Here is a 24,890-nt window from a genome sequence, read left to right as displayed (position 1 = left end):
CCATCCGGGTTCCCCGGGCGAGGCACAGGAGCAGAGTAACTGACCGAACAAGGACCTTGGCCGTGCACGGCACCAACTCGACCACGCGCGTCCAGACGCACATATCCGGTCAAGTGAGCATTTTTGGTGCGCCATTGCGTAGCGCGAACTCACCGGGCGCTGAACGCGCCCGTGGACATTTAGAGACAGTCGGTCTAATCTCATCACCATGAGCGCTCCCATTGTCCGGCCTCGTCGTGGACGGCCGCCAAAAGTCAGCCGTGACCACGAAGACACGCGGGGAGCATTGCTTCGCTGCGGGATGGAAATCCTGACTGCGCAGGGCCTCACTGCGACAGGTATTGAATCGGTGCTCAAGCGCGTCGATGTACCGAAGGGCTCGTTTTATCACTACTTCGACAGCAAAGACGCATTCGGTCTGGAGGTGCTGCAGAGCTACGCGGAGTATTTCGCGCGCAAACTTGATCGCTGGCTGTTGGACGACAGTCTGCCACCACTGCAACGTCTGACCCTTTTCGTCGAGGACGCGAAAGCCGGAATGGCCAGACACAGGTTTGATCGTGGATGCCTTGTTGGCAATCTTGGGCAAGAAGTTCGGACACTTCCCGAGAGCTATCGCACGAAACTCGAAGAAACACTTGAGGACTGGGAGCAGCGCTTACAGGATTGCCTGCGACTGGCCGTTGACGTAGGAGATCTTCCGGCCGACACCGACTGCGCCGCGCTATCACGGTTCTTCTGGATCGGTTGGGAGGGAGCGGTATTGCGCACCAAACTCGCTCGGACAGTCGAACCGCTCGACGTGTTTTTCAGTGGATTCCTCGCATGTGCCCGCGCGTAGGAGAAGGGAATACGATGTTCAGCGCGATTGTGGTTGAGAAGACCAACACGGACTACCGTGCGGAAATGCGGCGGCTCGGCAGCGACGACCTACCTGAGGGGCAAGTGACCGTCCGGGTCGCATACAGCAGCCTCAATTACAAAGACGCCCTGGCCATCACCGGTAGGGGCCCCGTCGTCCGTCGCTTCCCGATGGTCCCGGGAATCGACTTAGCCGGCGTCGTTGAGGCCAGCAATGACGCGCGCTACAAACCCGGTGATCACGTTCTGGTGAACGGTTGGGGACTGGGCGAGACCCACTGGGGAGGGCTTGCACAGATCGCTCGGCTCCAGGCGGACTGGCTAGTGCCACTCCCCCCCTCGTTCACCGAGGCGCAGGCCACTGCCATCGGCACTGCGGGCTATACAGCGATGCTTTGCCTGATGGCACTCGAACAACACGGGGTCACCCCTAGCGACGGCGAAGTACTCGTCACCGGTGCCAGTGGCGGCGTCGGAAGCATCGCGGTCACGCTGCTCGCGAGCAACGGCTACACGGTCGTCGCGGCAACCGGCCGCCTCGCTGAGGCAGACTATCTGCGGAGGTTGGGTGCGGCTACGGTGATCGACCGAGCCGAACTCGCCGAACCGGGCCGCCCCTTGGGCAGCGAGCGCTGGGCCGGCGCTATCGACTCCGTGGGCAGCCACACACTGGCCAATGTGTGTGCCACTACCAGTGCCGAGGGAGCCGTCGCCGCGTGTGGCATGGCTCAAGGCATGGAATTCCCAAGCACTGTTGCGCCATTCATCCTGCGCGGAGTGAGCCTGTTGGGTATCAACAGTGTCACGCAGTCCCACGCCAAACGCGTCACAGCGTGGGGCCGGCTGAGCAGCGACCTCGACACCGGACACCTAGGCGAGATCAGCCACGAGATCGGCCTCACTGACGCTATCTCCACTTCAACAGATCTTCTTGAGGGCCGAGTGAGGGGCCGCATCATCGTTGACGTGAATCGCTAACTCCCCTTTGCTGGAGCAGTGCGGGATAGTCGCTAGCTGACGGGTTATCTGCACGATAGGCACGTGCTCTCCCGCAGCATGCGATCAGCACAACCGAGGGGCCGCCAGCTCGCCAGTAACTGTCGTGCCGGACTCGGCCGAGTAGGAAATACCTTGATCGCCGCTTATAACGCCCACCACACACGACGACAGAAGGAGCAGCATTCATGACACGAGTTCTTGTACTTGGTGCCGGAGGCAGAATCGCGCAAATCGTAGTACGCGAACTGCTCCACGACGAGAGCGTGAATCTCACCCTCTACCTACGGAACGACCAACGCTTGCACGACTTGCCCGACCTCCGCGCAACGGCAGTAGAAGGTGATGTCCTTAACGGAAGTCTCCTGAAACAAGCGGTCGCGGGACAAGACATCGTCTATGCCAACCTTGGCGGTAAAGATATCGTGGACCAAGCGCGTGGGGTCGTCACTGCACTTGAGGGCGCTCGCGTGCGAAGGCTCATTTGGATCTCGACGCTAGGGATCTACGACGAAGTCCCCGGCGAGTTTGGCCGTTGGAACCATCGGATGCTCGACGGCGGCTATCTCGAAACCTACGCCGCAGCGGCGAAAGTGATCGAGTCTTCGCGCCTTGACTACACAATCATCAGACCCGCATGGCTTACAGACAAAGACGAAGTGGACTACGAGATCACCCAAAAAGGAGAACCTTTCAAAGGCACCGAGGTATCCCGAAAAAGCATCGCGGCACTCGTCGTACGATTGATTACCGATCCCTCACAAGAACTCCACGGCTCACTGGGAGTAAACAAGCCAGGCACCGACGCCGACAAGCCTGCATGGCAGTAATTCCGGACGCGATCGGGAAGAGCCGTTGGATAGTGGATAGTCCAGGCGCAATGCGAACTCTGGGCATGAGGTCGCAGCCTGCGTCGGGCGGCGTAAGTTCACCCTCGCGGGAGCACTAGACCGCCTAGGTCGAGTACGAGCAGGCCAAGCGGATCGTCATTGGCTGCATGCTCCACAGGCGATGACAACATCTGAAGAGACTTCACTCAGAGGGAGGCGGCACAACCCCATAGATCGTGTACGGGCTTCAGTACGTACGTTGACGCTCACCCAGCTTTGCTCACGCTCACCAGCGCCACACTGGGAGAATGCAGGCAAGAAGCAGGTAGATCAACGACTTGTAACCAACCTCCGCCTGGTGCGCCACATGGTGGGAGCACCGCGCCCCGACCGACCAGCGGGCAAGCACCTGCTGCGCGAGGACGACGTCGCGTGGGTGCGCGTGCACGCATCGGCGCCGATCGCCACACAGGTCGACGGCGATTTCCTTGGGATGCGCAGTGATCTGACCTTCACCGCCGTGCCCGATGTTCTGGACGTGGTAGCCCCGGCAAAACCCGCCGGCGCCCCATCCTGAGACTTGCCCACAGCGCAATAGTGTTGAGCGCCAGCCCGTTCCAGATACAGCCGACTCACAGGCGCAGCGCGGCGCATGTCACATTCTGATCAAATCGGATGTACTACTTCACGTAGTTGAGTCTCGCCGGGCGGTGATGTTACTCACGGGTAGCACCATGCCACCTGGGAAAATGGGGGAATCTCGCCAGATTCAAGGCGCAGATCGGTTAAGTGTAGTACAAACGAATGTGGCGTCTGCAGACACCACCCCCGAGTGAGATTGACCACGTGTTAACTCACGCTATTGACTTCTGCTGAGCTTGTGAAACGATCGGAAGCAACAGTGCAGAAACATTTGGTACGCACGCGTTAACAGCCGAAAAACATTAATCTCGTGCGCTTGTGGCGCGCGCGATGAAAAAGGAGTGCACAACTATGGATTGGCGCCATAAGGCGGTCTGTCGCGACGAGGATCCCGAACTGTTCTTCCCCGTAGGGAACAGCGGACCGGCCCTTGCCCAGATCGCTGACGCAAAGCTCGTCTGTAACCGCTGTCCCGTGACGACCGAATGCCTTACCTGGGCGCTCGAGTCGGGCCAGGACGCCGGTGTGTGGGGTGGCCTCAGTGAAGATGAGCGCCGCGCCCTCAAGCGTCGCAACGCCCGCGCTCGCGCCCGCAGCGCCGTCTAAACGCCGCAGCAAGCAGAACCCGGCACAATTTGGTGCCGGGTTCTTTGCTGTGGAAGGGCTGTCGCCCCGGGTGTGTAACTAGGCCATCAAGCGGGCACGTCGACCTAACGGAACCCGCAGCACCGCATTTGTTCCGCCCTCGGGATCGCTGCGCATATCCAGCGATCCGTCGATCTCCGCCGATACCAACGTCCTCACGATCTGCAATCCCAGCCGATCCGAGGTCTCCACGCTGAATCCGTCGGGTAGTCCGCGGCCGTCGTCATGCACCACGACGTCGAGCCAGCGTGCCGACCGTTCCGCCCTGATGATCACCTGCCCCTGAGCGCCCTCCTCGAAGGCATGCTCGATGGCGTTTTGCACCAGCTCGGTGATCACCATGATCAGCGGTGTCGCGCGGTCGGAGTCGAGCACGCCGAGCGCGCCCTCCCGTGAGACACGCACCTTGGTGTCCACGGTCGCGACGTCGGTCATGATCGGCATGATCCGGTCGATCACCTCGTCGAGGTTGACTTCCTCATCCACCGACATCGACAAGGCGTCGTGAACCAGCGCGATGGACGACACCCGGCGCACCGATTCGAAAAGTGCTTCGCGGGCTTCGTCATTGGGGGTGCGGCGAGCCTGCAGGCGCAGCAGCGCCGCCACGGTCTGCAGGTTGTTCTTCACCCGGTGGTGGATCTCGCGAATCGTGGCGTCCTTGGACAGCAGCGCCCGGTCGCGACGTTTGACCTCGGTCACATCCCGGGTGAGCAGCAGCGCCCCCTCGGAGGTACCGCGCGCGATGAGCGGCAACGTGCGGATCAGCACCGCGGCACCGCCCGCATCGACCTCCATACGCATGCTGGGGCCGCCGGCGAGCACGTCACGGATGTGCGCCGCCAGTTCTTGGCCCTCAAAGGAGTCAGAGATCAGTGGTTTGGTGACATCCATGAGGTTGTGGCCCTGCAAATCACTGGCCAGACCCATGCGGTGATAGGCCGACAGAGCGTTGGGGCTGGCATACCTGACTCCACCGGAGACGTCGAGGCGAATGAACCCGTCCCCCACACGCGGGCTGGACCGAGACATCGCCTGGTCCGCCACATTCGGGAAGGTGCCCTCGGTGAGCATCAGCAGCAGGTCGCCCGCGCATTCCAGATAGGCCCGTTCGAGCGTGCCCTTCTTGAGCCTGGAGGCCAAGGCTGTTTGGTGAGTCAACACCGCGACAGTCCGGTCGCCGCAGCGCACCGGGACCGCTTCCACGTTCAGCTCGGAGGCATGCTCGGTCAGGTCCGAGTCGCTCTCGCGCTCAATGGCACCCGAGGTAAACGCCGCCTCCACCAACGGAACGTCCGCAATTTTGGCAATAGTGCCGACTGCGTCGTTATCGATGATGGTGGGTGCGGTGTTGGGCCGGCACTGCGCGACGCAGACGAAGGCATCGTCCTCGCGGGGCACCCACATCAGGTAATCGGCGAAGGAAAGGTCGGCCAGCAGTTGCCATTCGGCGACCACGGCGTGCAGGTGATCGACGGCATCACCCGGCAGCATGGTGTGCTCGGCAAGGAGATCACCGAGAGTGGACATCCGGTGGCGATCTAGTCGTCGATGACGGCGATTAAGTCGCCGGCCTGGATGACGTCGCCCACCGAAACACTCACGTCGCCGATGGTTCCCGCCACCTCGGCCAGCACCGGAATCTCCATCTTCATGGACTCCAGCAGCACGATGGTGTCGCCCACGGCGATCGCGTCACCCTTCTTGACGAGTACTTCCAGCACGCTGGCCACGATCTCGGCGTGTACTTCCTCGGCCACCTGCGCGCCACCTCGCTCTCGTCAACATCCGGTTACCGGTCCTCAGTATCGAACCACACGTAGGGCATCCACGCGTTCAACCACCCTTACCGGCATGAGAGACTGGGTATACACACCAGCGCGCACCACGCGCAGCTGGCCTGTCAGCCGGGTTCACCCCCGGAACCCATCAGATCGCTAAGGAGATTCCCATGGCCAAGCGTGGTCGTAAGAAGCGCAGCCGCAAGCACAACGCCGCCAACCACGGCAAGCGTCCCAACAGCTAGTCGCTAGGAGTTTTCAGCCCGCTGCTCGATGACAGTGGTCTGGCTGATCTTCAACTTAAGACGCTCACGTAGCCCGTCAGGTGCCTTTTCTCCACCGCACTTGCGGGCTACGAGTGTCTTGATCTGCTCTTCAATGCCGTAATGCTGCAGGCAGCCCGGGCACTCTTCGAGATGATGGCGCAGTCGAGCACTGCTCTCCGGGCTGCATTCACCGTCGAGGAGGGTCCACACCTCCGCAATTACCTCAGCGCAACCCGATACCTCGCAGTTGCCGCTCTTCTCGAGGCCCTTCTTGAGTCCACCGTCGCTCATGCCCGACCCTCCGCCAACTCATTGTTGCGCAGGAAGCCACGGTCTTTGGCCACTTCAGACAGCAATTCGCGCAGCTGACGACGGCCGCGGTGCAAACGCGACATGACCGTGCCGATCGGGGTGTCCATGATCTCGGCGATCTCCTTGTACGGGAAGCCTTCGACGTCCGCGTAGTACACGGCCATCCGGAATTCTTCCGGCAGCTTATTCAACGCCTCTTTGATTTCATCGTCAGGCAGTCCATCGAGCGCTTCGATCTCCGCTGACCGCAGCCCCGTAGAGGTGTGCTCTGCGTTCGCGGCCAGCTGCCAGTCAGTGATTTCCTCGGTCGGATACTCCGCCGGCTGACGCTGCTTCTTGCGATAGATGTTGATGTACGTGTTGGTCAGAATGCGGTACAGCCACGCCTTCAGATTGGTGCCTTCTTTGAAGGTCCCGAACCCGGCATATGCCTTGACCATCGTCTCCTGCACCAGGTCCTCGGCGTCCGCGGGATTTCTCGTCATCCGCAAGGCAGCACCATAGAGCTGGTCCAGCAGGGGTAATGCGTCACGTTCGAACCGCGCGACCCGCTCGGCCTCAGTCTCCACATGAATCGGCTGATTGGTGGGATCTGCAGTCTCTGTCACGGCGGTCCTTTCGGTAGCGACACCGACCATACGGATCGGCACCGACATCGGACGTTCGAGGCACGCCATTGTCACCTGCAATACCCCTTCCGTGTTGAGGACCATAGTCCGCTCGCTGCGGACAGACATCTCAACACCGATACATGCCGGGGTATTTCCCAAAGTATCTCGACTGTCAACTCGAAATTCACTGGACCCAGTCCGATGATCTTCGCGCAAGCGGCTCATCGCCGCCCACTAGTGTCCCAGTTGTGGGTTCCAAGGCCGTCAAAGCTGCCACTCCGGCAGTCGCCGCATTGATCGCTGCCGCAGTTGACTACGAACTGCTGCCCTATGAGCACCGCCCCGGGGAGCACGCGTTTGGTGACGAGGCGGTGCGCGCGCTGGCGGGCTCCGGATTGGTTCCCGAGCAGATCTTCAAGACACTGCTGATCTCGCTGGATCGCGGATCTGATCTGGCGGTCGCGGTCATTCCGGTACCCGCGACGCTGTCGCTCAAGGCCGTCGCGGCCGCCCTCGGCCGGGCCAAGGCCACCATGGCCGATCCTGCGGCCGCCGAACGCAGTTCTGGTTACGTGGTCGGCGGGATCTCGCCCCTGGGACAGCGCAAACGGCTGCCCACCGTGATCGATTCGTCTGCCCTGACATGGGAACGCATCCTGTGCAGCGCCGGAAAGCGCGGACTACAGATGGCGCTGGCACCGGACGATCTGATCGGGCTCACCAACGCGGTGACAGCACCCGTCACAGCAGGGTGATCTGCTGCCCCACGGCCGGGGATCCGTCGTCCGGCACGAGCAGCTCCGGACCATTGTTCGCGACGCTGTTGACGAGCGATGACACCTGCCGAGTGTCGATGCCGGTTGCCGTGCCCTGCAGAAGGCTTTGATCCAGCTCGCGATCGGGGTCCAGCCAGCGGTCCCAGGTATCGGCACCGAGCATCAGTGGCATGCGGTCGTGGATCTCCTGCAACGGGCCGACCGCGTCAGTGGTGACGATCGTGCAGCTGAGCAGAGGAGCCGCATCGCGCCCTTGCCGGCCGGCGGGTTTCCACGCGGACCACAGTCCCGCCGCGAACAACCTCTTCCCGTCGCGCCCATTCATATAGAAGGCGGTCTTGGCGCCTTCTGCTTTGCGCCACTCGTACCAGCCGTCCATCGGCACTAGACACCGCTTGGACCGGGCCGCGAGACGGAAGGTGGCGGCCGTGGTGAGAGTTTCCGCCCGGGCATTGATCAACGGGGCCCCCTTGGACTCTGGGCGGCCGTCCTCGCGGGCCTTGGCCCAGTTAGGCACCAGCCCCCAGCGCATCGCGCGCACTCGACGGGTGGGAACGTCGCCGGGCTCCCGATGCCGTGCCACCACCGTGAGCACCGGGTCCGTGGGTGCGACGTTGTAGTTCGGGATGGTGGGGAGCTGCTGCGCGGAACCCGGGGCCCGACTCGTGGTGCTTATCTCGTCGACCGCGTCGATCTCCGCGGCGAGCAGCGCCGGGTCGATCGTCACCGCGTACCGTCCGCACATATGGCCATCGTGCCACTCGCCCGAAGGACCCGGTACAGCCATCGCATCCACCCGTCCGGGACAATGGGTCGGTGACGAGCGGACTCTGGCAGGCACCGACGATAGACGGTTCCATCAGCGCGACCATCACCATGCCCGGCTCAAAATCCCAGACCAACCGGGCGCTCGTGCTCGCAGCGCTGGCAGCGCGCGAGGGTGGCACGTCGACAGTGTCTGGTGCATTGCGCAGCCGCGACACCGATCTCATGATCGGCGCGCTGCACACGCTCGGGTTCGATGTCACCGGCGATGACACCGATGTGACCGTCTCACCGGGAGCCGGAGACGGCCATCCGACGACGGTTGACTGTGGGCTCGCCGGTACCGTGCTGCGATTCCTGCCACCCGTGGCAGCACTTCGCGCCGCCCCCACTGTTTTTGACGGAGACGAGCAGGCACGTGCCCGACCCATCGCTCCCCTCTTGGACGCGCTGCGGTCCATCGGAGTGGGTGTCGACGGGCAGCATCTGCCATTCACGGTTGCCGGTGCCGGCCAGGTTCGCGGCGGCGAGGTAGGCGTCGACGCATCGGGATCATCCCAATTCGTATCCGGTCTACTGCTTTCCGGCGCCGCGTTCACCCATGGCTTGAGGGCGGTGAACACCGCCGACGTGCTGCCGTCGGGTCCGCATGTGGTCATGACGGTGACGATGCTGCGCGAGGCGGGTATCGCGGTGGACGATTCCACCCCCGGGCGCTGGCATATCGATCCACAACCAATTCCCGCGCACCAATGGGTAATCGAGCCGGATCTGTCCAATGCACTGGCCTTCATCGCGCCCGCGTTGGCTACCGGTGGCACTGTGCGCATCACCGGCTGGCCGAGGCAATCCACCCAGCCCGCGCGCCAGATCGAGGATGTGGTGCGCCAATTCGCCCAGACGGCCTCGCTGACGGACGACTACCTCGAAGTTACCGGCCAGACCGGTTACGGCGCTGTCGATCTGGACCTTGGCGAGGTGGGCGAACTCACCCCCACGGTCGCCGCGCTGGCTGCCCTTGCCGAACCTGGCAGCGTCTCGATACTGCGCGGGATCGCGCATCTGCGCGGACACGAGACCGATCGACTCAAGGCACTCGCCCACGAGATCAATGCCCTCGGTGGGCAATGCGAGGAGACCGAGGACGGGTTGCGCATTGTCGCCACCGGTCTACACGGCGGGGTGTGGGGCTCGTATGCCGATCACCGGATGGCCACGGCCGGAGCACTTGTCGGCCTGAAAGTACCCGGGGTGTCCGTAGACGACATCGCCACCACCAGCAAGACACTGCCCGACTTCCCCGGAATGTGGGCCGACATGCTCACGCAATCGGGCGGTCGCGCCTCTTGAGTCCACGCGAGTACGACGAGTCCGACGCCCGCATCCGGCCGGGCCGACGCTCGCGGCCTCGCACCAAGAATCGTCCCGAGCATGCCGACGCGGTGCCCGCGATGGTCACTACCGTGGACCGCGGCCGCTGGGGCTGTGTGTTGCAGGATGGTTCAACGCCGGATCCCACCCAGCAGGTGACCGCGATGCGGGCACGAGAACTCGGCCGTACCCCGATTGTGGTGGGCGATACCGTGAGCCTGGTCGGTGATCTGTCCGGGCGCCCCGACGCACTCGCCCGCATCGTTCGTCTGGAAGATCGCCGAACGGTGTTGCGCCGCACCGCCGATGACACCGACCCCTTCGAGCGCATCTTTGTGGCCAACGCCGACCAATTGCTGATCGTGGTGGCAGTCGCCGATCCCCCACCACGCACCGGCCTGGTGGAACGGACACTCATTGCCGCCTACGCGGGCGGCCTCACCCCAATCCTGGCACTGACCAAAACCGATCTGGCAGATCCCGATGAGTTCGCCGCGCAGTTCGCCGATCTCGACCTGCAGGTCATCAAGGCCGGACGCGATGCACCGCTAGAACCCATCATGGACGTACTGGCGAACCGTCTCACCGCGCTACTCGGCCATTCCGGAGTGGGCAAGTCCACATTGGTGAATCGTCTTGTCCCCGAGGCTCATCGCGCGACCGGCGAGGTGACGGGTGTGGGCAAGGGGCGCCACACCTCCACCCAGTCGATAGCACTTCCGCTGCACCCGTCGGGCTGGGTCATCGATACCCCGGGCATCAGGTCCTTCGGCCTGGCCCATATCCAGCCCGCCGACGTGCTGGCAGCGTTCAGCGACCTATCCGAGGCCATCGAAGACTGCCCACGCGGTTGCCAGCACCTTGGCCCGCCGGCCGATCCCGAATGCGCTCTGGATGAGCTGACCGGGTCGTCAGCCAAACGGGTAACCGCTGTTCGCCAGTTACTTTCCGCGTTAACAACGGCCTAACTCTTGGTTGCGAGGGCCTTCCCGAATCGCGATATCAGCACACGCCGATTAGCGTTTCCATTAGCGGCTGCAACGGAGACAGCCAACGAGGGTCAGGGGTTAGCAGATGACGAGCTACGTTCGTAGAATCGCCAGTGTGGCAGCCATTTTCGCCTGCGGCGTCGCCGCCTGGGCCACTATGTGGATCTCCGTATCCGGCCGGGGATAATTCCCCGCCGCTACTGAACGCAAAAGCCCCCGACGCACTGAGCGTTCGGGGGCTTTTGCGTTTCCTCGTCAGACCGTGGCGCCGCGACGACCCTTTCGCCGCGCACGCACGGCGGCAAACGCGGACTTCAGCCCGCGCCGCTCGCGCGGCTCCAACTCGTCGAACATCTTGACGCTGCGCGTCTCTGGTGCGTTATCAGCGGTGTACGTCAGGTACTTGTCCGGCAACGACAGCTTGGCGATAGTCCGCCATGCCTTCGCGTACTGCACCAGGAACGGCCCGGAGGTGTACGGCAGGTCGTACTTGTCGCACAGCTCACGCACCCGCACCGATACGGCGGACAAACGGTTACTCGGCAGATCCGGGAACAGGTGGTGCTCGATCTGGTGGCACAGGTTGCCGCTCATGAATGCCATCGCCGGGCCGGCGTCAAAGTTGGCGCTGCCCAACATCTGTCGCAGGTACCACTGTCCCTGCGTCTCGTTCTTCAGATCTTGCTTGGTGAACTTCTCCGCACCGTCCGGAAAGTGCCCACAGAAGATGACCGCGTTGGACCAGATGTTGCGAATTACGTTGGCCAACAGGTTGGCGGTGACCGTCTTGCGATAACTTCCCGCGGGCGAGAGGGCGCTCAGCGCGGGGTACGCCACATAGTCCTTGGCGACCTGCTTACCCATCTTGGCCAGCGCTTCATTCCGCTTGGCGTGGAACTCCGCCTTGTCCGCACGGCCCTGGGCCACCTTGCCGAGCTCCAAATGCTGTGCGCCAACGCCCCATTCGAACAACAGCATCAGCAGCGTGTTATAGACCAGGTTGCCCAGGTTGAACGGGGTCCACTTCTTGTCGCGGGTAATCCGCAGCAGTCCGTAGCCCACATCGTCATCCATGCCAAGCACATTCGTGTACTTGTGGTGGATGTAGTTGTGGGTCTGCTTCCAGTGCGAGGACGGATCCACCATGTCCCACTCCCAGCTGGAGGAGTGGATCTCGGGATCATTCATCCAGTCCCACTGGCCGTGCATGACGTTGTGACCGATCTCCATGTTCTCAACGATCTTGGCTACACCGAGCGTCACCGCCCCCGCCCACCAGGCGGACCGCTTCTTGCTCGCCGCGAGCAGCACACGGCCACTCAGCTCCAGGGTGCGCTGCGCGGCGATGGTGCGACGGATATAGCGGGCGTCAGCGGCTCCGAGCGATTCCTCGACATCACGACGAATCGCATCCAACTCATGTCCGAGTGCCTCAACATCAGCCTCGGTGAGGTGCGCGAATTCCTGGATATCCGAAATCGCCATCCGTGAGCTCCCTTCGCCGGTTCGTGCCTACGATAGCGTAACTTACGGCACCGTAGGTTACTAGGCCGTTAACCTCACACGTCGAGAACGCAATCCCCCGATGCCGCGGACACGCACGTCTGAATGCGCGTTCCAGGTTCGTACTCGGCGCCGTTTCGCAGGTCCCGCGCGTGCCCCTCAACCAGTGACACCACACAGGTCTGACAGATCCCCATTCGGCATCCGAACGGCATCTGCACGCCGGCTTCCTCCCCCGCCTCCATCAGCGAGGTGGCGGCATCGGCCTCGCGCTGCTTACCGCTGCGCGCGAAAGTCACCAGGCCGCCCTGTCCGTGCGGCGCGGCACGGGAAACCGCGAACCTCTCCAGATGCAGCAGCTCGCCAAGACCGGCGTCCGTCCACACCCGCTGGGCATCGTCGAGCATGCCTTCCGGCCCGCACGCCCATGTCTGACGTTGCGCCCAGTCCGGCACCTCGGTGGCCAGTGCGGAGAAATCCAGCCGGCCCTGGGTCTTCGTGGTCCGCAACCGGTAGTGATAGGACGGGTGAGCCTCGGAAAACGCCGCCAGCTCTCCGGCGAACATCACGTCACCCTCGGTAGGTGCCGAGTGCAGATGCACCACATCGGGCAGCGGCAAGCCCGCCGCGGCCGAGCGTCGCACCAAGGTGCGCAACATCGACATAATCGGGGTGACGCCGCTGCCTGCGGTAAGAAACAAGATCGCGGGCGGTGCGGGATCGTCGAGCACGAAGTTGCCCTGAGGGGCGGCGAGCCGCACGATCGTGCCCGGCTCGAGGCCGTTGACCAGATGGGTCGAGAGGAATCCCTCGGGCATCGCCTTGACGGTGATGGTGATGGTGCGCCCCGAACCGCCGGCATGCAGCGCCCGACGCTCTTCGCGCGAGCCGCTCATCGCAGGCGCCGAGGTCAGCGAGTACGACCGCCAGCGCCAGCGGCCATCCATGAGCACACCGATGCCCACGTACTGACCGGGGTGATAGTCGAAGTGGAAGCCCCAGCCCGGCTTGATCTCCAGGGTGGCGGAGTCACTCGTCTCTTTGCGCACGCTGACCACCCGGCCGCGCAGCTCGCGGGCCGACCACAACGGGTTGGCCAGGCTCAGATAGTCGTCCGGCAGCAATGGCGTCGTAATGCGGGAAGCCAAGCCACGCAAGATGTTTACCGCCGGATGGCGTGACTTGGGGGCGCCCGAGGCGGACGCATCTAGCCAGGAAGCCAGTTTCACAGCCGATGACCTTCCATTCATGACGGAGATGCCCAGCGAGGCGTAACCTACGCTACCGTAGGTTACTGGCCAGAAACAGGCCAATCGGCCATATCTCGCCGCCTACAGCAGGTCGAGCAGGAACGGCAGTTCTTGGGTGGCGTACCAGGCCAGATCATGATCCTGCGCATCTCCGACCACCAGCTCGGCATCCTCATCACCCAGGTCCGCGGCATCGATCACCTCGGCCGCGCGCACCACGTCCGATTCGGCCTGCGCCAGGTCCACGTGCGCGGCCACCACCGCCGATATCGGCACCGCGGCCGCCAGCCGCACCACGGCGTCGTCCAGATCGGGCCGCAGCTTCGCATCCTCGGCATCGGCGACCAGCACCGCCCGCCGGGCCGGTAATCCGTCGTCACCGTCCTCATTGGCCAGCAGCCGCAGCGAGGCCAGCGCCGCCTCACGCATCGCCACCTCGGACAGCTCGTCCTCATCACCCGCGGAGTACGCCTCGCGCAGCGCCGGTGTCACCGCGAAGGCGGTGCCGTTCACCGGCCACAACTCACCGTCGGCCACCAGTGTGCGCAGCATCGACAGCGTCACCGGGATATAGACCTGCATGGGCATTACTGGGCAGCCTCCAACAATTCGTCGAGCGCCTCGGTGATCAGCACCGGGAGCATGTCAGCATCGGGCATCGCTTCACGATCGGCGTTGATTCCGTAATACACAGCGCCGTTGTAGGACGTCAGTCCGATCGACAACACCTGATTGCGCAGCAGCGGCGGCACCGGGTAGATCTCGGCCAGCCGCGCCCCGCCGAGATACATCGGAGACTGCGGCCCAGGCACATTCGTGACCAACAGATTGAACAGGCGGCTGGGCAGCGTCGTCGCGACGCGGGCCGCCAGCGCGTGCAAGGTCGGCGGAACGAACCCGGAAAGCGCCGCCATGTTCGGAACATCGACCAAACTAAATGCGGCGGAATGTGATTCGGTGGCATGCGCGATCTGAGACAGCCGCACTACGGTGTTGCCCTCACCAACGGGTAGATCGACGAGGAACGGCGACACCTCGGTGGTCGCGGCCCCCTCTCCACCCACATCCAGATCGCCGTCCCGGTACACCGACATCGGCACCATGGCCCGAATGGTGGAGGCGGTAGTGACCGGCTCGCCCCTGCTCATCAACCAGTTACGCAGTGCTCCAGCGATTGTCGCCAACACCACATCGTTGACGTCACAGTCGTACTTGGCGCGCACCCGACGGTAGTCGGCCAGCTTCGTGGTCACCACGCCGAACCGCCGACTGCGCGATACGCGTTGGTTGAGGGGCCCGCGCGGCGCGGCACCGCGAGCCGCCGTGCGCACCACCTTGACCATACGATCGCCCAAATCGCCGATCTCGCCCGTCAGCGACGCGACGTCGGCGACCGTGTTACGCACTGCCTCCAACCGGGCACCGGGACGTGCCAACCATTCCGAGACGGCCCCGGCAATGAGCTCACTGGAACTCGGCTCATGCTCCGGCACCCAGATGTCTTCCTCGAAATCCGGTGTGCGCGCGGTCCCGTCGAACAGGACCTGGCCAAGACTGAGCGCGGACTGCCCGTCCACCAGGGCCTGATGCGCCTTGGTGTAGATGGCCAGCCTGTTCTTGGACAGCCCCTCGACCAAGTACATCTCCCACAGCGGTCGCGACCGATCCAGCGGGCGAGATGTCAAGCGCGCCACCAGATCTTGCAGCTGCCCGTCGCTTCCCGGGGACGGCAGCGCCGAGCGCCTGATGTGGTAGGTGATATCGAAGTCGACATCGTCGAGCCACACCGGACGGGCCAGCCCGAACCCGATCTCCTTCACCCTCTGCCGGTAGCGGGGAACCTGCGGTAGGCGCCTTTCCACCAGCGCCAGCAGCTCCTCGTAGGTCAAGCCGCCGCGGGGCTTACGAATGATCGCCAGCGAGCCGACATGCATCGGCGTCGAGCTGTCCTCGCTGGAGTAGAAAGATGCGTCAAGCGCGGACAACCTGCTCACCACAATCCGCGCCGCCTTCCCCTAAAACCTCGCCACTTGTACCGAGCGGCGCCGCTGTGTCGAACGTTCTGCCAACCGTACCCTGGCGCCCTGGACATCGGCTGTGCGATCATGATCGGCAATGATCTGCGACTCTCCAGCAGAGCAAATGAGGGGGCTCATTCACTGGAGGGGAACATGTCTCATCGCTACATCACCCGGGTTGCCGACTATGAACCGGCGCCTGTGCTGGCCAGCCTGCCGGCGGCCTGCCATTCACCGCGGCCCACGAGGTTGCATCAATCCCGGACTCGGCCAGCGGGTATCGAACGTCAAGCACATCTGCGCGAACAATCCCCGCCGCCTCAGGCGGTTGCGTTCGCCGATGCCGCAATGCGCCGTGTCCTGGAAGTCATGGACCGGCGCCGGCCCATCCTCCAGCTGCGCCCGCTGCTTGCCGACGGACCACTGAGCGCGGTGATGGCGCGATCATCCCGCGCCCCGGCCACCACCGCGGCCCGGCTCAGCAAGGTTCGGGTGCGTCGCTGCGCAGACGACACCGCGGAGATCTTCGGGACATTCGAACGCGGTGGGCGCGTCAAGGCATTCGCCGGACGGATCCAATCCGTGCGCGGCAACTGGCTTGTGGTCGCGTTGCAGCTCGGCTGACGCCTAGCGTTTGCGGCGCGACCGTGCCGGCTTGGCGGTGCGGCCGGTGTTGCGTGCCGCTTCCCGACGCTCACGGCGCGTGCCGCCGCCCGAGGCCGCGGCCGAGCCGCCCTCATGCCGGGACTGCGCCGAACCGTCCTCCGCCGGACCCGAGTAGGTCAGCTCCGGGGTGGACTCGTCAAGACCCTTGGCCCGCAGCTCCCCCTGCGCCGCTTGCGCTGCGGCAGAAGCGAACTCGGACAGACCCTCGGGTGCTGCCTGCGGGGCGACCGCTCCCGCTGCGTCTTCTGGGGGCGACGTTACCTCGACGTTGATGTTGAATAGGAAGCCGACCGACTCCTCCTTGAGGCCGTCGAGCATCGCGGTGAACATGTCGAAGCCCTCGCGCTGGTACTCGACCAGCGGATCGCGCTGCGCCATGGCCCGCAACCCGATGCCCTCCTTGAGGTAGTCCATCTCGTAGAGGTGCTCGCGCCACTTGCGGTCGATCACACTGAGCAGGATGTTGCGCTCCAGCTGACGCATCGAGCCCTCACCGGCCAGCCCGTCGATCTCGACTTCCCTTGCCTTGTAAGCCTTCTTGGCGTCGTCGAGCAGGGCCGCCTTGAGGTCCTCGGGGCTCAGCTCATCGGCCTCACCGTACTTGTCGGACGCGATGAGTTCCTCGGGCTTCAGGCTCACCGGGTACAGCGTCTTGAGAGCCGTCCACAAAGCGTCGAAGTCCCAATCCTCGTGATAGCCATCGGCGGTGGCACCATCGACGTAGGCGGAAACGGTGTCGGTGATCATCTCCTGGATCTGCGGCTGCAGATCCTCGCCCTCCAGGATGCGGCGACGTTCGGCGTATATGACCTTGCGCTGCTGGTTCATCACCTCGTCGTACTTGAGGACGTTCTTGCGGACCTCGAAGTTCTGTTGCTCAACCTGCGTCTGCGCGCTCTTGATGGCGCTGGTCACCATCTTGGCTTCGATCGGCACGTCGTCCGGGACGTTCATGCGCGTCAGAATCGTTTCCAGCGCAGCACCATTGAAGCGCCGCATCAACTCGTCGCCCAGTGACAGGTAGAAGCGGGATTCGCCCGGGTCGCCCTGACGTCCGGAGCGTCCACGCAGCTGGTTGTCGATACGCCGGGACTCGTGACGCTCGGTACCGAGCACGTACAGACCGCCGGCCTCCTGGACCTCCTTGGCCTCGGCTTCGGCGGCGTCCTTGAACTTCTGCAGCGTCTCGTCCCAGGCCTGCTGGTATTCGTCCGGGGTTTCCACCGGATCCAGGCCCTGGTCACGAAGATGCTTGTCCGCCAGGAAGTCCGGGTTACCACCGAGCACGATGTCGGTACCACGGCCGGCCATGTTGGTGGCCACCGTGATCGCGCCGCGGCGCCCGGCCTCGGCGATGATGCCGGCTTCCTGCTCGTGGTACTTGGCGTTCAGCACGTTGTGCGGCACGCGCCGCTTGGTGAACTGCCGCGAAAGGTACTCGGAGCGCTCCACGCTGGTGGTACCGATCAGGACCGGCTGGCCGGCCTCGTAGCGCTCCACCACGTCGTCGACGACGGCGATGTACTTGGCTTCCTCGGTCTTGTAGATGAGGTCCGACTGATCCTTACGCACCATCGGCCGGTTGGTCGGGATGGAGACCACACCGAGCTTGTAGATCTCGTTGAGTTCGGCCGCCTCGGTCTGGGCGGTACCGGTCATGCCGGCGAGCTTGTCGTAGAGGCGGAAGTAGTTCTGCAGGGTGATGGTGGCCAGTGTCTGGTTCTCGGCCTTGATCTCCACCCGCTCCTTGGCCTCGATGGCCTGGTGCATGCCCTCGTTGTAGCGGCGGCCCATCAGCACGCGGCCGGTGAACTCGTCGACGATGAGCACCTCACCGTCGCGGACGATGTAGTCCTTGTCGCGGTTGAACAGCTCCTTGGCCTTGATGGCGTTGTTGAGGTAGCTCACCAATGGCGAGTTGGCCGCCTCGTACAGGTTGTCGATGCCCAGCTGGTCCTCGACGAACTCCACCCCGACCTCGTGGATACCGATGGTGCGTTTGCGGATGTCCACCTCGTAATGGGTGTCCTTCTCCATCAGCGGGACGAGCCGCGCGAACTCGGGATACCAATTGGAGGCGCCGTCGGCCGGACCGGAGATGATCAGCGGGGTACGTGCCTCGTCGATGAGGATCGAGTCGACCTCGTCGACGATGGCGAATGCGTGGCCGCGCTGCACCAGCTCGTCGAGCGAGTGGGTCATGTTGTCGCGTAGATAGTCGAAACCGAACTCGTTGTTCGTGCCGTAGGTGATGTCGGCGTTGTAGGCCTCGCGCCGCTCCTGCGGGTTCATCTGCGACAGGATCACGTCGACATTCAGGCCGAGGAAGCGGTGCACACGGCCCATCCACTCCGAGTCACGTTTGGCCAGGTAGTCGTTGACGGTGACGACGTGCGTGCCCTTACCGGCGAGAGCGTTCAGATACGCGGGAAGCACACACGTCAGCGTCTTGCCCTCACCGGTCTTCATCTCGGCGACGTTCCCGGCGTGCAGCGCGGCACCACCCATGATCTGCACATCGAAGTGACGCTGGCTCAGCACCCGCCAGGAGGCCTCGCGCGCGACGGCGAAGGCCTCGGGCATCAGGTCATCGAGGGTTTCGCCCTTTTCCAGGCGCCCCTTGAACTCGCCGGTCTTGGCCTGCAGCTCGCTATCGGAGAGCTTCTCGACGTCATCGGACAGGGTGTTGACGTAATCGGCCACGCCCTTGAGACGCTTGACCATGCGACCTTCACCAAGGCGCAGCAACTTCGACAGCACGTCAATATCCCCTGTACTCGTTAGGACTTGTCAGATTCAGCGAGTCCCATCGTAGGCGTCGCCCCAAGCTGCACCGCTCAATGTCTGCCCAGTAGGGGTTCACTGTCCGTTTCTGGCCGTCACGAGCCGGAACAACAGACCCCGCCCAGTGCTCTCCACTCGCGTGACCGGACGGCGGGAATTGACCGCAACGAAGAGCATCGACGGGGTCCGGGAGGGTGATTTCCGCGCCGCTGATGGATGCGCAGTGCCCTGGACGCGCTGGACCGGGTGGCCCATCCCAGCCCCCTGTCGCACGGCCGTCCGGTCGCCACGCACCGTCATGACGGTGCTGGTCACGATGGCCACCGCCTTGCCGTCACCTCGGTTGCAGGGCGACGACGTAGCGGCTGCACATATGAGAATCCCCGCACCGGTTGCGGTCCGGTGCGGGGATTCTCTGCGCGGTGACCGCGCGCCCTACTCCCCGAGGCGTATCAGGCCGTAGTCATACGCGTGCCTGCGGTACACCACCGACGGGCGACCAGACGACTCGTCGTGGAAGAGGAAAAAGTCGTGACCGACCAATTCCATCTCGTACAGCGCGTCGTCGACCGTCATCGGCTTGGCCGGGTGTTCCTTGGTTCGCACGATGTGACCCGGGCCGTGCCCGTCCTCGATCACAGCGCCGTTGTGACTGTGCGCGCCATTCACCGCCGCGGGCGGCGTGAAGGCATCGGCCGGCAGGACCTTGGTGGCCTCGGCAAGTGATACCGGCGTCTTGTCTCCGTAATGAACCTTGCGGCGATCACGACCTCGCCGCAGCCGGCTTTCCAGCTTGGCGACGGCAGCTTCGAGCGCGCTGTGGAACGTGTCGGCACATGCCTCGCCCCGGACAACCGGTCCGCGGCCCCGCGCGGTGATCTCCACGCGCTGACAGCTCTTCTTCTGGCGACGATTGCGTTCGTGTTCGAGTTCTACATCAAAAAGGTAAAGGGTCTTGTCGTAACGTTCCAGACGGGACAGTTTGTCGTTCACAAAGATTCGGAAGTGATCGGGGATTTCTACGTTTCGGCCCTTGACGACGATATCGGCTTGGGCCGTTCGCTCATCGTCCTCGAGTGCAACGGATGCCTTTGATGTGCTTGACAAGTCATACCTCCGATACTGAGAGTGCGCTTGCGCTCAACCCGCCCGCTAGGGACTAAAGATGTTGACGGCGCCCATGTTTGATATCTGAAGTACGCCGGAGTCGCCTGAAACGCTGAGACGGCAGCCCGCCGGCGCTGGGGTTGGCAACCACCTCCTCCGCCCTACGGGAAGCAGGCGTTCCGTATTTGGAGAGCAGTTTGACCGCCCAAACTCGGAACGTTCATAGCTTGTTGGCCCCGACGGTAGTCCGTGTTCACTCCCCTTGCCACCGATTCGTAAGAGTCGTTTCGAGATCGTCACACTCACGATGAGCCGATCAGGCGAAGAGCATCGAACATGTGTTTAGGAATAGGTCAGCGTGAGCACGGCCGCGACGTGAAATCCCGCGTATTTCAACACTCTGACCGATTCGGCAACAGTGGCCCCGGTGGTCACGACGTCGTCAACCAGCACCAATTCGGTGCCCGGCCGCGCGGTTCGGCGCAGCGCGATACGCCCGGCGACGTTGCGCTGCCGGGCAGAAATTGACAGCCCAACCGAATCTCGCGCACCCATCTTCATACGCAGCAGGGATGCGACGCGCACGCCCGGAATCCGGGTGGCGACGGTAGCGACGGCGGTCACCGGGTCTCCACCTCGGCTACGTGCGGCGGTCCATCGAGTCGGAGCCGGCACCAGCGTTACCGGGCGCTCGATCACGTGCCAGCGCAGTAGTCGATCCACTCCCCGCGCGAGTGCCACCCCCAACGGAACGGTGAGATCGCGGCGACCGCGGTCCTTCATCGTCACGATCGCCTGTCGCCGCGCGCCCGCATACCGTCCGAGCGACAGGACAGGAACTCCGGGATCGACCCGGGTGGTCACCACCACGGGCTCCGCCGTGAACGCACACGCGCAGGCTGCGCACCAACGGACCGATGGCGCCCCGCAACCGCCACAGGCGAGCGGCAACACCAGATCGAGCATGCGATCACTGTGCGCGCGGGGTCCGACATTCTCGATTGTTATTGCTGCACTGCTTCACATGCGGTCGACCTCGGCACCGCTACCCCGGCCGGTGGATGCCCGCTGTCGAGCCTCTCCCGCTGATCCGCTTCGGTTGAACGCCCTAGGTCCCGGTTTCGTCGGACACCACCTCGTCATGGGGCCCGATGATCACCAATCGCTTTGAATTCCAGACGGTGTAGGTATACCCCTGGTTCTTGGCCACGTAGTTCACGCCTCCGCCGTCACGATTTTCGGCGATTGCCGGCACCTCAATGTCGGTGTCCTTGTTGAGCGCGTGGCCTTTGTACCGGAACCCGCTATCCGTCGTGCAGATGGCAACCGCAGCGTCGGAGGTCTCGAAGGCGACTGTCGCCTTGTTCGGGAAGCACGACGGCGGCGCAGCCCAGACGGGCGCCGCCCCAGCAACAGCGGCGACGACACCCAAAGCAGCGACAACAGCACCAAATTTCATAGCGGTATTGTGGCCCGCAAATCTCGAAGAATTAGAAGGCGCGCGGTAGCGCGGCAACCAACCCTTCGATCTGTCTGCGGTTCAGCACCTCGACAGTTCCGTCGGGCAGCCCGAGGATGCGGTCGGTGGCAATGCCGTAAAGCCGCTGACGCAGCACGGCGGCGTCGATCGCCTCCGTGCGCGCCCGCGCATCCGGGGCGGCCATGATCCGTTGCACCGTGGCGCCCATGGTGGCAGCCAGGCCCTGGATCATGTCGCCGACACCCTCAGGATCGAAGGTCTCGAACACTCCTTCGGCGACCCCTTGGGTGATCAACTCGGTGAGCACCGGACGGAACTTGTCCTCCCAGATCGCCGAGATCCTGCGCAGCAGCGATTGGTTTTCCGGTCGCAGCATCGACGCCATCGCCGCGATGCTCTCTGGTGCACCGAGCGCCATTTTGACCTCGTAGCTGGCACGCAGACCAGTGTTCAGCCGTTCCAAGGCGCCCTTTCCCTGTTCGGTGAAGACAGGGCTCAACGCCTCGAAGGCCTGGTCAGCGCTACGTTCGGCCAGCGCGGACACCAGGGCCTCTTTGGACGGAAAGTAGTGGTAGAAAGCGCCTTTCGACATCCCCGAGGTCGCGATCAGATCATTGAGACTGACCTTTTCATAGCCGCGCTCCAGGAATAGGGCCATCGCCAGATCGAGTAGTTCGGTCCGGCGCACCTCCGGATGTTTCACCACACGCGGCACGGCTCAGCGCTTCCTGATCCAGCCGACGTACGTTAGGTACAGACCGACAGCCGCCATGAACAGGAAGAAGATGCGGACCGGCCCAACCGCCGGTACCGAGGCGTCGACCCCCTTCTGCATCAGCTGGGGAAATGCCAACAGTACGAATCCCCGCAGTGCCAGAAACCAGCCGAACAGCGAAATGATCACCGGCGCGAGCCCGCGCCAGAACTGATGAAACGCGATGATCATCAGCCCGCAGAAGAACAGCAGCGCGCCGAACAGCCACGACCACATCGGGTCCTTGAAGAAGCTGTCGCCCAGGAAGCTCAAGTCCCCCGCACGCACGGCGATGATGCCGGTGACAGTGGCGACGAAGGGGCCGATGACCCGTGCAAATGCACGCGTACGCGGAGCCGGATCGACCGTGGTGAACGCAGTATCCACGTCGCGCGATCTCCTCTCGGATGACCTAAATAGACCACTGGTCGGTATGTTAGACCAATGGTCGGTAAATGCAAGTGGCACACGCAAGAGCGCCGAGCAGTGGAGCCGATCTGACTAGGCTCGGATTCATGGAGACCCGGACAGCACCCGCCGATCCCGAAGTTCTCACCTCAAACCTGCGCGTCGCGCTCGACGGACGATTCGGTCCGATCCGCGATGCCGCGCGTGAGTATCTGAACCGAGCCGACCTGCTCCCCGACCCAGCGCTGACCCTTGAGCAGGCGCGCGCACGATCGCTGCAGATCATGCGCGAGTTGGTGCCACATGGCTTGCCACACGCCGGATTCCGCAAGGAACACGGCGGCACCGGCGATGTCGGGGCCGCGATCGTCGGCATCGAGATGCTCGGTTACGCGGACCTCTCGCTGATGGTCAAGGCCGGCGTGCAGTGGGGCCTGTTCGGTGGCGCCATCGAAAACCTCGGCACCGCAACCCATCATGAGCAGTATGTGGTCCCGTTGATCAATCTCGATGTACTCGGCTGTTTCGGCATGACCGAGACCGGTCACGGTTCCAATGTGCAGGCGCTGCAGACCGTCGCCACCTATGACAGCCAGACCGGCGACTTCATCCTCAACTCCGAGGGCTCGCTGGCCCGCAAGGACTACATCGGCGGTGCCGCCGAGCACGCCACGGTGTCCGCGGTGTTCGCACAGCTCGTCACGGGCGGGCCCGGCGAGGAGGCGAGCGGTCGCGGCGTGCACTGCTTCGTGGTGCCGATCCGGGACGCCGACGGCAACGATCTGCCCGGCATCACCACCAGCGACTGCGGGTACAAGGGTGGGCTCGCCGGAGTAGACAACGGGCGCATCATGTTCGACAACGTGCGGGTGCCGCGCGCGAATCTGCTGAACAAGTATGCGGACGTCGCCGAGGACGGTACCTACAGCTCGCCGATCGAGAACGAGAACAAGCGGTTCTTCACCATGCTGGGCACCCTTATCCGCGGCCGGGTGAGCGTCGCCGCCACCTCGGGCGCAGCCGCCCGTAAGGCATTGACCATTGCCTCACGTTATGCCTTGGTACGCAAGCAATTCGATACACCGGACAGCAGCGACGAGGTGATCATCGCCGACTATCTGGTGCATCAGCGCAAGCTGCTGCCCCTGATCGCCCGGTCGTATGCACTGGCGTTCGCGCAGAACGAATTGACCGAAGAGCTCCATGAGGTGCAGACCGCCGACGAGGTGGACGCGGACCGGCAACGTCAGCTAGAAAGCGCCGCAGCGGGTTTGAAGGCGATGACCAGCTGGCATGCCCAGAACGCCATCACGGTGTGCCGCGAGGCGTGCGGTGGCGCCGGCTACCTGGATGCCAACCAGCTCACGATCCTGCGCCGCGATATCGATGTGTTCACCACCTTCGAGGGCGATAACACCGTGCTCACCCAGCTGGTGGCCAAGGAGCTCTTGTCGGCCTACGCCGAGGACGTACGCGGCCTCAATGCCGTGGGCTGGACCCGCTTTATCGCCGGAATGGCCCGGGACGTGATCCTGGAACGCTCCGCGGTACGGCAGGTCATCCAGACCATCCTGGACTCCTCTGACGAGGACGTCGAGGAATCCGATCTGAGCAACCGGGGCACCCAGCTGAGGCTGTTGCGCAACCGCGAAGACCATCTGTTGCGCACCGCGGCCACCCGGATGCAGCGCGCTCAATCCGATGACGAGGATCCGTTTGAGGTCTTCAACTCCGCGCAGGACCACATCCTCAAGGTCGGCTCGGCACACACCGAGCGGGTAGTCCTGGAAGCGTTCATCGAGGCAATCGACAGCTGCGACAGCAAGTCGGCACAGGAGCTGCTAGAGAAGCTGTGCGATCTGTTCGTCTACAGCGTCCTCGAGGCCGACCTGTCATGGTTCCTCATGCACCGGCATGTCTCGACGGAACGTGCGAAGGCGATCCGGCGCGGCGTCAACCAGCTCTGTGAGGAGCTGCGCCCGCACCTGGGAACCCTGGTGGACGCGTTCGGAATTCCCGAGGCGCTACTGGCCACCGAGATGATCCCCGAGGTGTCCGGGTAGCGGAACCGTCAG

General features: G+C 63.6%; 24 protein-coding genes and 4 pseudogenes. 12 read left to right on the top strand and 16 right to left on the bottom strand.

The features are described 5' to 3' along the window. Window positions 1–208 precede the first annotated feature (208 nt). The 5 genes and pseudogenes from acuR (at window position 209) to B4393_RS24085 (ending at window position 3,935) form a co-directional block, all read left to right on the top strand. A complete protein-coding gene (acuR, locus tag B4393_RS24105; RefSeq protein WP_086370962.1) occupies window positions 209–841 on the top strand; it encodes an acrylate utilization transcriptional regulator AcuR in 633 nt (210 codons plus the stop codon). Between the two features lie 14 nt (window positions 842–855). Beyond that, a complete protein-coding gene (gene acuI, locus B4393_RS24100) occupies window positions 856–1,839 on the top strand; it encodes an acrylyl-CoA reductase (NADPH) (protein WP_031354507.1) in 984 nt (327 codons plus the stop codon). Between the two features lie 206 nt (window positions 1,840–2,045). Next, a complete protein-coding gene (locus B4393_RS24095; protein ID WP_036391071.1) occupies window positions 2,046–2,687 on the top strand; it encodes an SDR family oxidoreductase in 642 nt (213 codons plus the stop codon). Window positions 2,688–3,024: 337 nt separating this feature from the next. After that, window positions 3,025–3,264, top strand: a pseudogene (locus B4393_RS24090) (diacylglycerol kinase family lipid kinase); the annotation flags it as partial. 416 nt (window positions 3,265–3,680) lie between these two features. Then, the gene (locus B4393_RS24085; RefSeq protein WP_005056343.1) at window positions 3,681–3,935 is read left to right on the top strand and encodes a WhiB family transcriptional regulator; all 255 of its coding nucleotides are present in this window, start codon (window positions 3,681–3,683) and stop codon (window positions 3,933–3,935) included. A gap of 78 nt (window positions 3,936–4,013) precedes the next feature. On the opposite strand, the gene B4393_RS24080 is transcribed toward B4393_RS24085, so the two are convergent. Together B4393_RS24080 and B4393_RS24075 are read right to left on the bottom strand one after the other, a co-directional pair. Beyond that, complete coding sequence (locus tag B4393_RS24080; protein ID WP_078336271.1) at window positions 4,014–5,504, bottom strand: sensor histidine kinase; 1,491 nt, start codon at window positions 5,502–5,504, stop codon at window positions 4,014–4,016. An 11-nt stretch (window positions 5,505–5,515) separates the two neighbouring features. Further along, window positions 5,516–5,734 (bottom strand): biotin/lipoyl-binding carrier protein, encoded by a 219-nt coding sequence (locus tag B4393_RS24075; RefSeq protein WP_078336270.1) that lies wholly within the window; start codon window positions 5,732–5,734, stop codon window positions 5,516–5,518. Between B4393_RS24075 and B4393_RS28430 the strand changes: the two are divergent. Beyond that, a pseudogene (locus B4393_RS28430) lies at window positions 5,717–5,905 on the top strand (hypothetical protein); the annotation flags it as partial. The gene B4393_RS24075 and the pseudogene B4393_RS28430 overlap by 18 nt on opposite strands. A 20-nt stretch (window positions 5,906–5,925) precedes the next feature. After that, the gene (locus B4393_RS28495; RefSeq protein ID WP_085988129.1) at window positions 5,926–6,000 is read left to right on the top strand and encodes a 50S ribosomal protein bL37; all 75 of its coding nucleotides are present in this window, start codon (window positions 5,926–5,928) and stop codon (window positions 5,998–6,000) included. Window positions 6,001–6,003: 3 nt separating this feature from the next. Here B4393_RS28495 and rsrA read toward each other — a convergent pair. Both rsrA and B4393_RS24060 read right to left on the bottom strand, forming a co-directional pair. Continuing rightward, window positions 6,004–6,255, bottom strand: a pseudogene (gene rsrA, locus B4393_RS24065) (mycothiol system anti-sigma-R factor); the annotation flags it as partial. Between the two features lie 53 nt (window positions 6,256–6,308). Then, window positions 6,309–7,010 carry a sigma-70 family RNA polymerase sigma factor gene (locus tag B4393_RS24060; protein WP_078336282.1) on the bottom strand — a complete coding sequence of 234 codons (702 nt, stop codon included), beginning with the start codon at window positions 7,008–7,010 and terminating at the stop codon, window positions 6,309–6,311. 182 nt (window positions 7,011–7,192) lie between these two features. Between B4393_RS24060 and B4393_RS24055 the strand changes: the two genes are divergently transcribed. Then, a complete protein-coding gene (locus B4393_RS24055) occupies window positions 7,193–7,699 on the top strand; it encodes an aminoacyl-tRNA deacylase (protein WP_078336268.1) in 507 nt (168 codons plus the stop codon). Here the strand turns inward: B4393_RS24055 and B4393_RS24050 are convergent. Next, a complete protein-coding gene (locus B4393_RS24050; protein WP_078336281.1) occupies window positions 7,686–8,465 on the bottom strand; it encodes an SOS response-associated peptidase in 780 nt (259 codons plus the stop codon). The genes B4393_RS24055 and B4393_RS24050 overlap by 14 nt on opposite strands. A 71-nt stretch (window positions 8,466–8,536) precedes the next feature. Here B4393_RS24050 and aroA point away from each other — a divergent pair, with 71 nt between their 5' ends. Beyond that, window positions 8,537–9,835: a 3-phosphoshikimate 1-carboxyvinyltransferase gene (gene aroA / locus B4393_RS24045; protein ID WP_078336267.1), complete on the top strand. Its 1,299-nt coding sequence runs from the start codon at window positions 8,537–8,539 to the stop codon at window positions 9,833–9,835. Beyond that, window positions 9,832–10,824, top strand: a complete 993-nt coding sequence (gene rsgA / locus B4393_RS24040; RefSeq protein WP_078336266.1) for a ribosome small subunit-dependent GTPase A — start codon at window positions 9,832–9,834, stop codon at window positions 10,822–10,824. The genes aroA and rsgA overlap by 4 nt, the downstream gene beginning before the upstream one ends. 276 nt (window positions 10,825–11,100) lie before the next feature. Here the strand turns inward: rsgA and B4393_RS24035 are convergent, their stop codons facing one another. The 4 genes from B4393_RS24035 to B4393_RS24020 all read right to left on the bottom strand — a co-directional run bounded on the left by B4393_RS24035 (window position 11,101) and on the right by B4393_RS24020 (window position 15,595). Next, window positions 11,101–12,330 (bottom strand): fatty acid desaturase family protein, encoded by a 1,230-nt coding sequence (locus B4393_RS24035; RefSeq protein ID WP_078336265.1) that lies wholly within the window; start codon window positions 12,328–12,330, stop codon window positions 11,101–11,103. 74 nt (window positions 12,331–12,404) lie between these two features. Beyond that, on the bottom strand, window positions 12,405–13,577 hold the full coding sequence (locus B4393_RS24030; protein WP_078336264.1) for a ferredoxin reductase: 1,173 nt from the start codon (window positions 13,575–13,577) through the stop codon (window positions 12,405–12,407). A 102-nt stretch (window positions 13,578–13,679) separates the two neighbouring features. Next, on the bottom strand, window positions 13,680–14,180 hold the full coding sequence (locus tag B4393_RS24025; RefSeq protein WP_078336280.1) for a DUF6912 family protein: 501 nt from the start codon (window positions 14,178–14,180) through the stop codon (window positions 13,680–13,682). A gap of 5 nt (window positions 14,181–14,185) precedes the next feature. Next, entirely contained in the window at window positions 14,186–15,595 is a 1,410-nt protein-coding gene (locus B4393_RS24020) for a WS/DGAT/MGAT family O-acyltransferase (protein WP_078336263.1), read from the bottom strand. Between the two features lie 174 nt (window positions 15,596–15,769). On the opposite strand from B4393_RS24020, the gene B4393_RS24015 reads away from it, so the two are divergent. Then, window positions 15,770–16,240, top strand: coding sequence for an Rv3235 family protein (locus B4393_RS24015; RefSeq protein WP_078336279.1), 471 nt, complete (start codon window positions 15,770–15,772; stop codon window positions 16,238–16,240). 3 nt (window positions 16,241–16,243) lie between these two features. On the opposite strand, the gene secA is transcribed toward B4393_RS24015, so the two are convergent. From secA to B4393_RS23985, 7 genes and pseudogenes are all read right to left on the bottom strand, one after another. After that, complete coding sequence (gene secA / locus B4393_RS24010; protein WP_078336262.1) at window positions 16,244–19,042, bottom strand: preprotein translocase subunit SecA; 2,799 nt, start codon at window positions 19,040–19,042, stop codon at window positions 16,244–16,246. 291 nt (window positions 19,043–19,333) lie between these two features. Next, window positions 19,334–19,408, bottom strand: a pseudogene (locus B4393_RS27370) (thioesterase); the annotation flags it as partial. Window positions 19,409–19,501: 93 nt separating this feature from the next. Continuing rightward, a complete protein-coding gene (hpf, locus tag B4393_RS24005) occupies window positions 19,502–20,173 on the bottom strand; it encodes a ribosome hibernation-promoting factor, HPF/YfiA family (protein WP_070938711.1) in 672 nt (223 codons plus the stop codon). A gap of 342 nt (window positions 20,174–20,515) precedes the next feature. Continuing rightward, window positions 20,516–21,139: a ComF family protein gene (locus tag B4393_RS24000; protein ID WP_078336261.1), complete on the bottom strand. Its 624-nt coding sequence runs from the start codon at window positions 21,137–21,139 to the stop codon at window positions 20,516–20,518. 142 nt (window positions 21,140–21,281) lie between these two features. Continuing rightward, a complete protein-coding gene (locus B4393_RS23995; RefSeq protein ID WP_078336260.1) occupies window positions 21,282–21,632 on the bottom strand; it encodes a hypothetical protein in 351 nt (116 codons plus the stop codon). A 31-nt stretch (window positions 21,633–21,663) separates the two neighbouring features. Beyond that, on the bottom strand, window positions 21,664–22,368 hold the full coding sequence (locus tag B4393_RS23990; protein WP_078336259.1) for a TetR/AcrR family transcriptional regulator: 705 nt from the start codon (window positions 22,366–22,368) through the stop codon (window positions 21,664–21,666). 3 nt (window positions 22,369–22,371) lie between these two features. Continuing rightward, window positions 22,372–22,794, bottom strand: a complete 423-nt coding sequence (locus B4393_RS23985; RefSeq protein WP_078336258.1) for a hypothetical protein — start codon at window positions 22,792–22,794, stop codon at window positions 22,372–22,374. A 128-nt stretch (window positions 22,795–22,922) separates the two neighbouring features. Between B4393_RS23985 and B4393_RS23980 the strand changes: the two genes are divergently transcribed. Next, window positions 22,923–24,878: an acyl-CoA dehydrogenase family protein gene (locus B4393_RS23980; protein WP_078336257.1), complete on the top strand. Its 1,956-nt coding sequence runs from the start codon at window positions 22,923–22,925 to the stop codon at window positions 24,876–24,878. The last annotated feature ends 12 nt before the right edge of the window (window positions 24,879–24,890 follow it).

Source organism: Mycobacteroides franklinii, from assembly GCF_002013895.1.
In the GTDB taxonomy this organism is placed as follows: domain Bacteria; phylum Actinomycetota; class Actinomycetes; order Mycobacteriales; family Mycobacteriaceae; genus Mycobacterium; species Mycobacterium franklinii.
Note: the sequence above shows the minus strand (reverse complement) of the source record. Positions and strands in the feature narration are given on the sequence as shown.

What these genes read in the sequence shown, in the direction of transcription:
- acuR (WP_086370962.1), top strand. Translation starts at nt 209, where the DNA reads ATGAGCGCTCCCATTGTCCGGCCTCGTCGTGGACGGCCGCCAAAAGTC.
- acuI (WP_031354507.1), top strand. Translation starts at nt 856, where the DNA reads ATGTTCAGCGCGATTGTGGTTGAGAAGACCAACACGGACTACCGTGCG.
- B4393_RS24095 (WP_036391071.1), top strand. Translation starts at nt 2,046, where the DNA reads ATGACACGAGTTCTTGTACTTGGTGCCGGAGGCAGAATCGCGCAAATC.
- B4393_RS24085 (WP_005056343.1), top strand. Translation starts at nt 3,681, where the DNA reads ATGGATTGGCGCCATAAGGCGGTCTGTCGCGACGAGGATCCCGAACTG.
- B4393_RS24080 (WP_078336271.1), bottom strand. Translation starts at nt 5,504, where the DNA reads ATGTCCACTCTCGGTGATCTCCTTGCCGAGCACACCATGCTGCCGGGT.
- B4393_RS24060 (WP_078336282.1), bottom strand. Translation starts at nt 7,010, where the DNA reads ATGGCGTGCCTCGAACGTCCGATGTCGGTGCCGATCCGTATGGTCGGT.
- B4393_RS24050 (WP_078336281.1), bottom strand. Translation starts at nt 8,465, where the DNA reads ATGTGCGGACGGTACGCGGTGACGATCGACCCGGCGCTGCTCGCCGCG.
- B4393_RS24035 (WP_078336265.1), bottom strand. Translation starts at nt 12,330, where the DNA reads ATGGCGATTTCGGATATCCAGGAATTCGCGCACCTCACCGAGGCTGAT.
- B4393_RS24025 (WP_078336280.1), bottom strand. Translation starts at nt 14,180, where the DNA reads ATGCAGGTCTATATCCCGGTGACGCTGTCGATGCTGCGCACACTGGTG.
- B4393_RS24015 (WP_078336279.1), top strand. Translation starts at nt 15,770, where the DNA reads ATGTCTCATCGCTACATCACCCGGGTTGCCGACTATGAACCGGCGCCT.
- B4393_RS24000 (WP_078336261.1), bottom strand. Translation starts at nt 21,139, where the DNA reads ATGCTCGATCTGGTGTTGCCGCTCGCCTGTGGCGGTTGCGGGGCGCCA.
- B4393_RS23995 (WP_078336260.1), bottom strand. Translation starts at nt 21,632, where the DNA reads ATGAAATTTGGTGCTGTTGTCGCTGCTTTGGGTGTCGTCGCCGCTGTT.
- B4393_RS23980 (WP_078336257.1), top strand. Translation starts at nt 22,923, where the DNA reads ATGGAGACCCGGACAGCACCCGCCGATCCCGAAGTTCTCACCTCAAAC.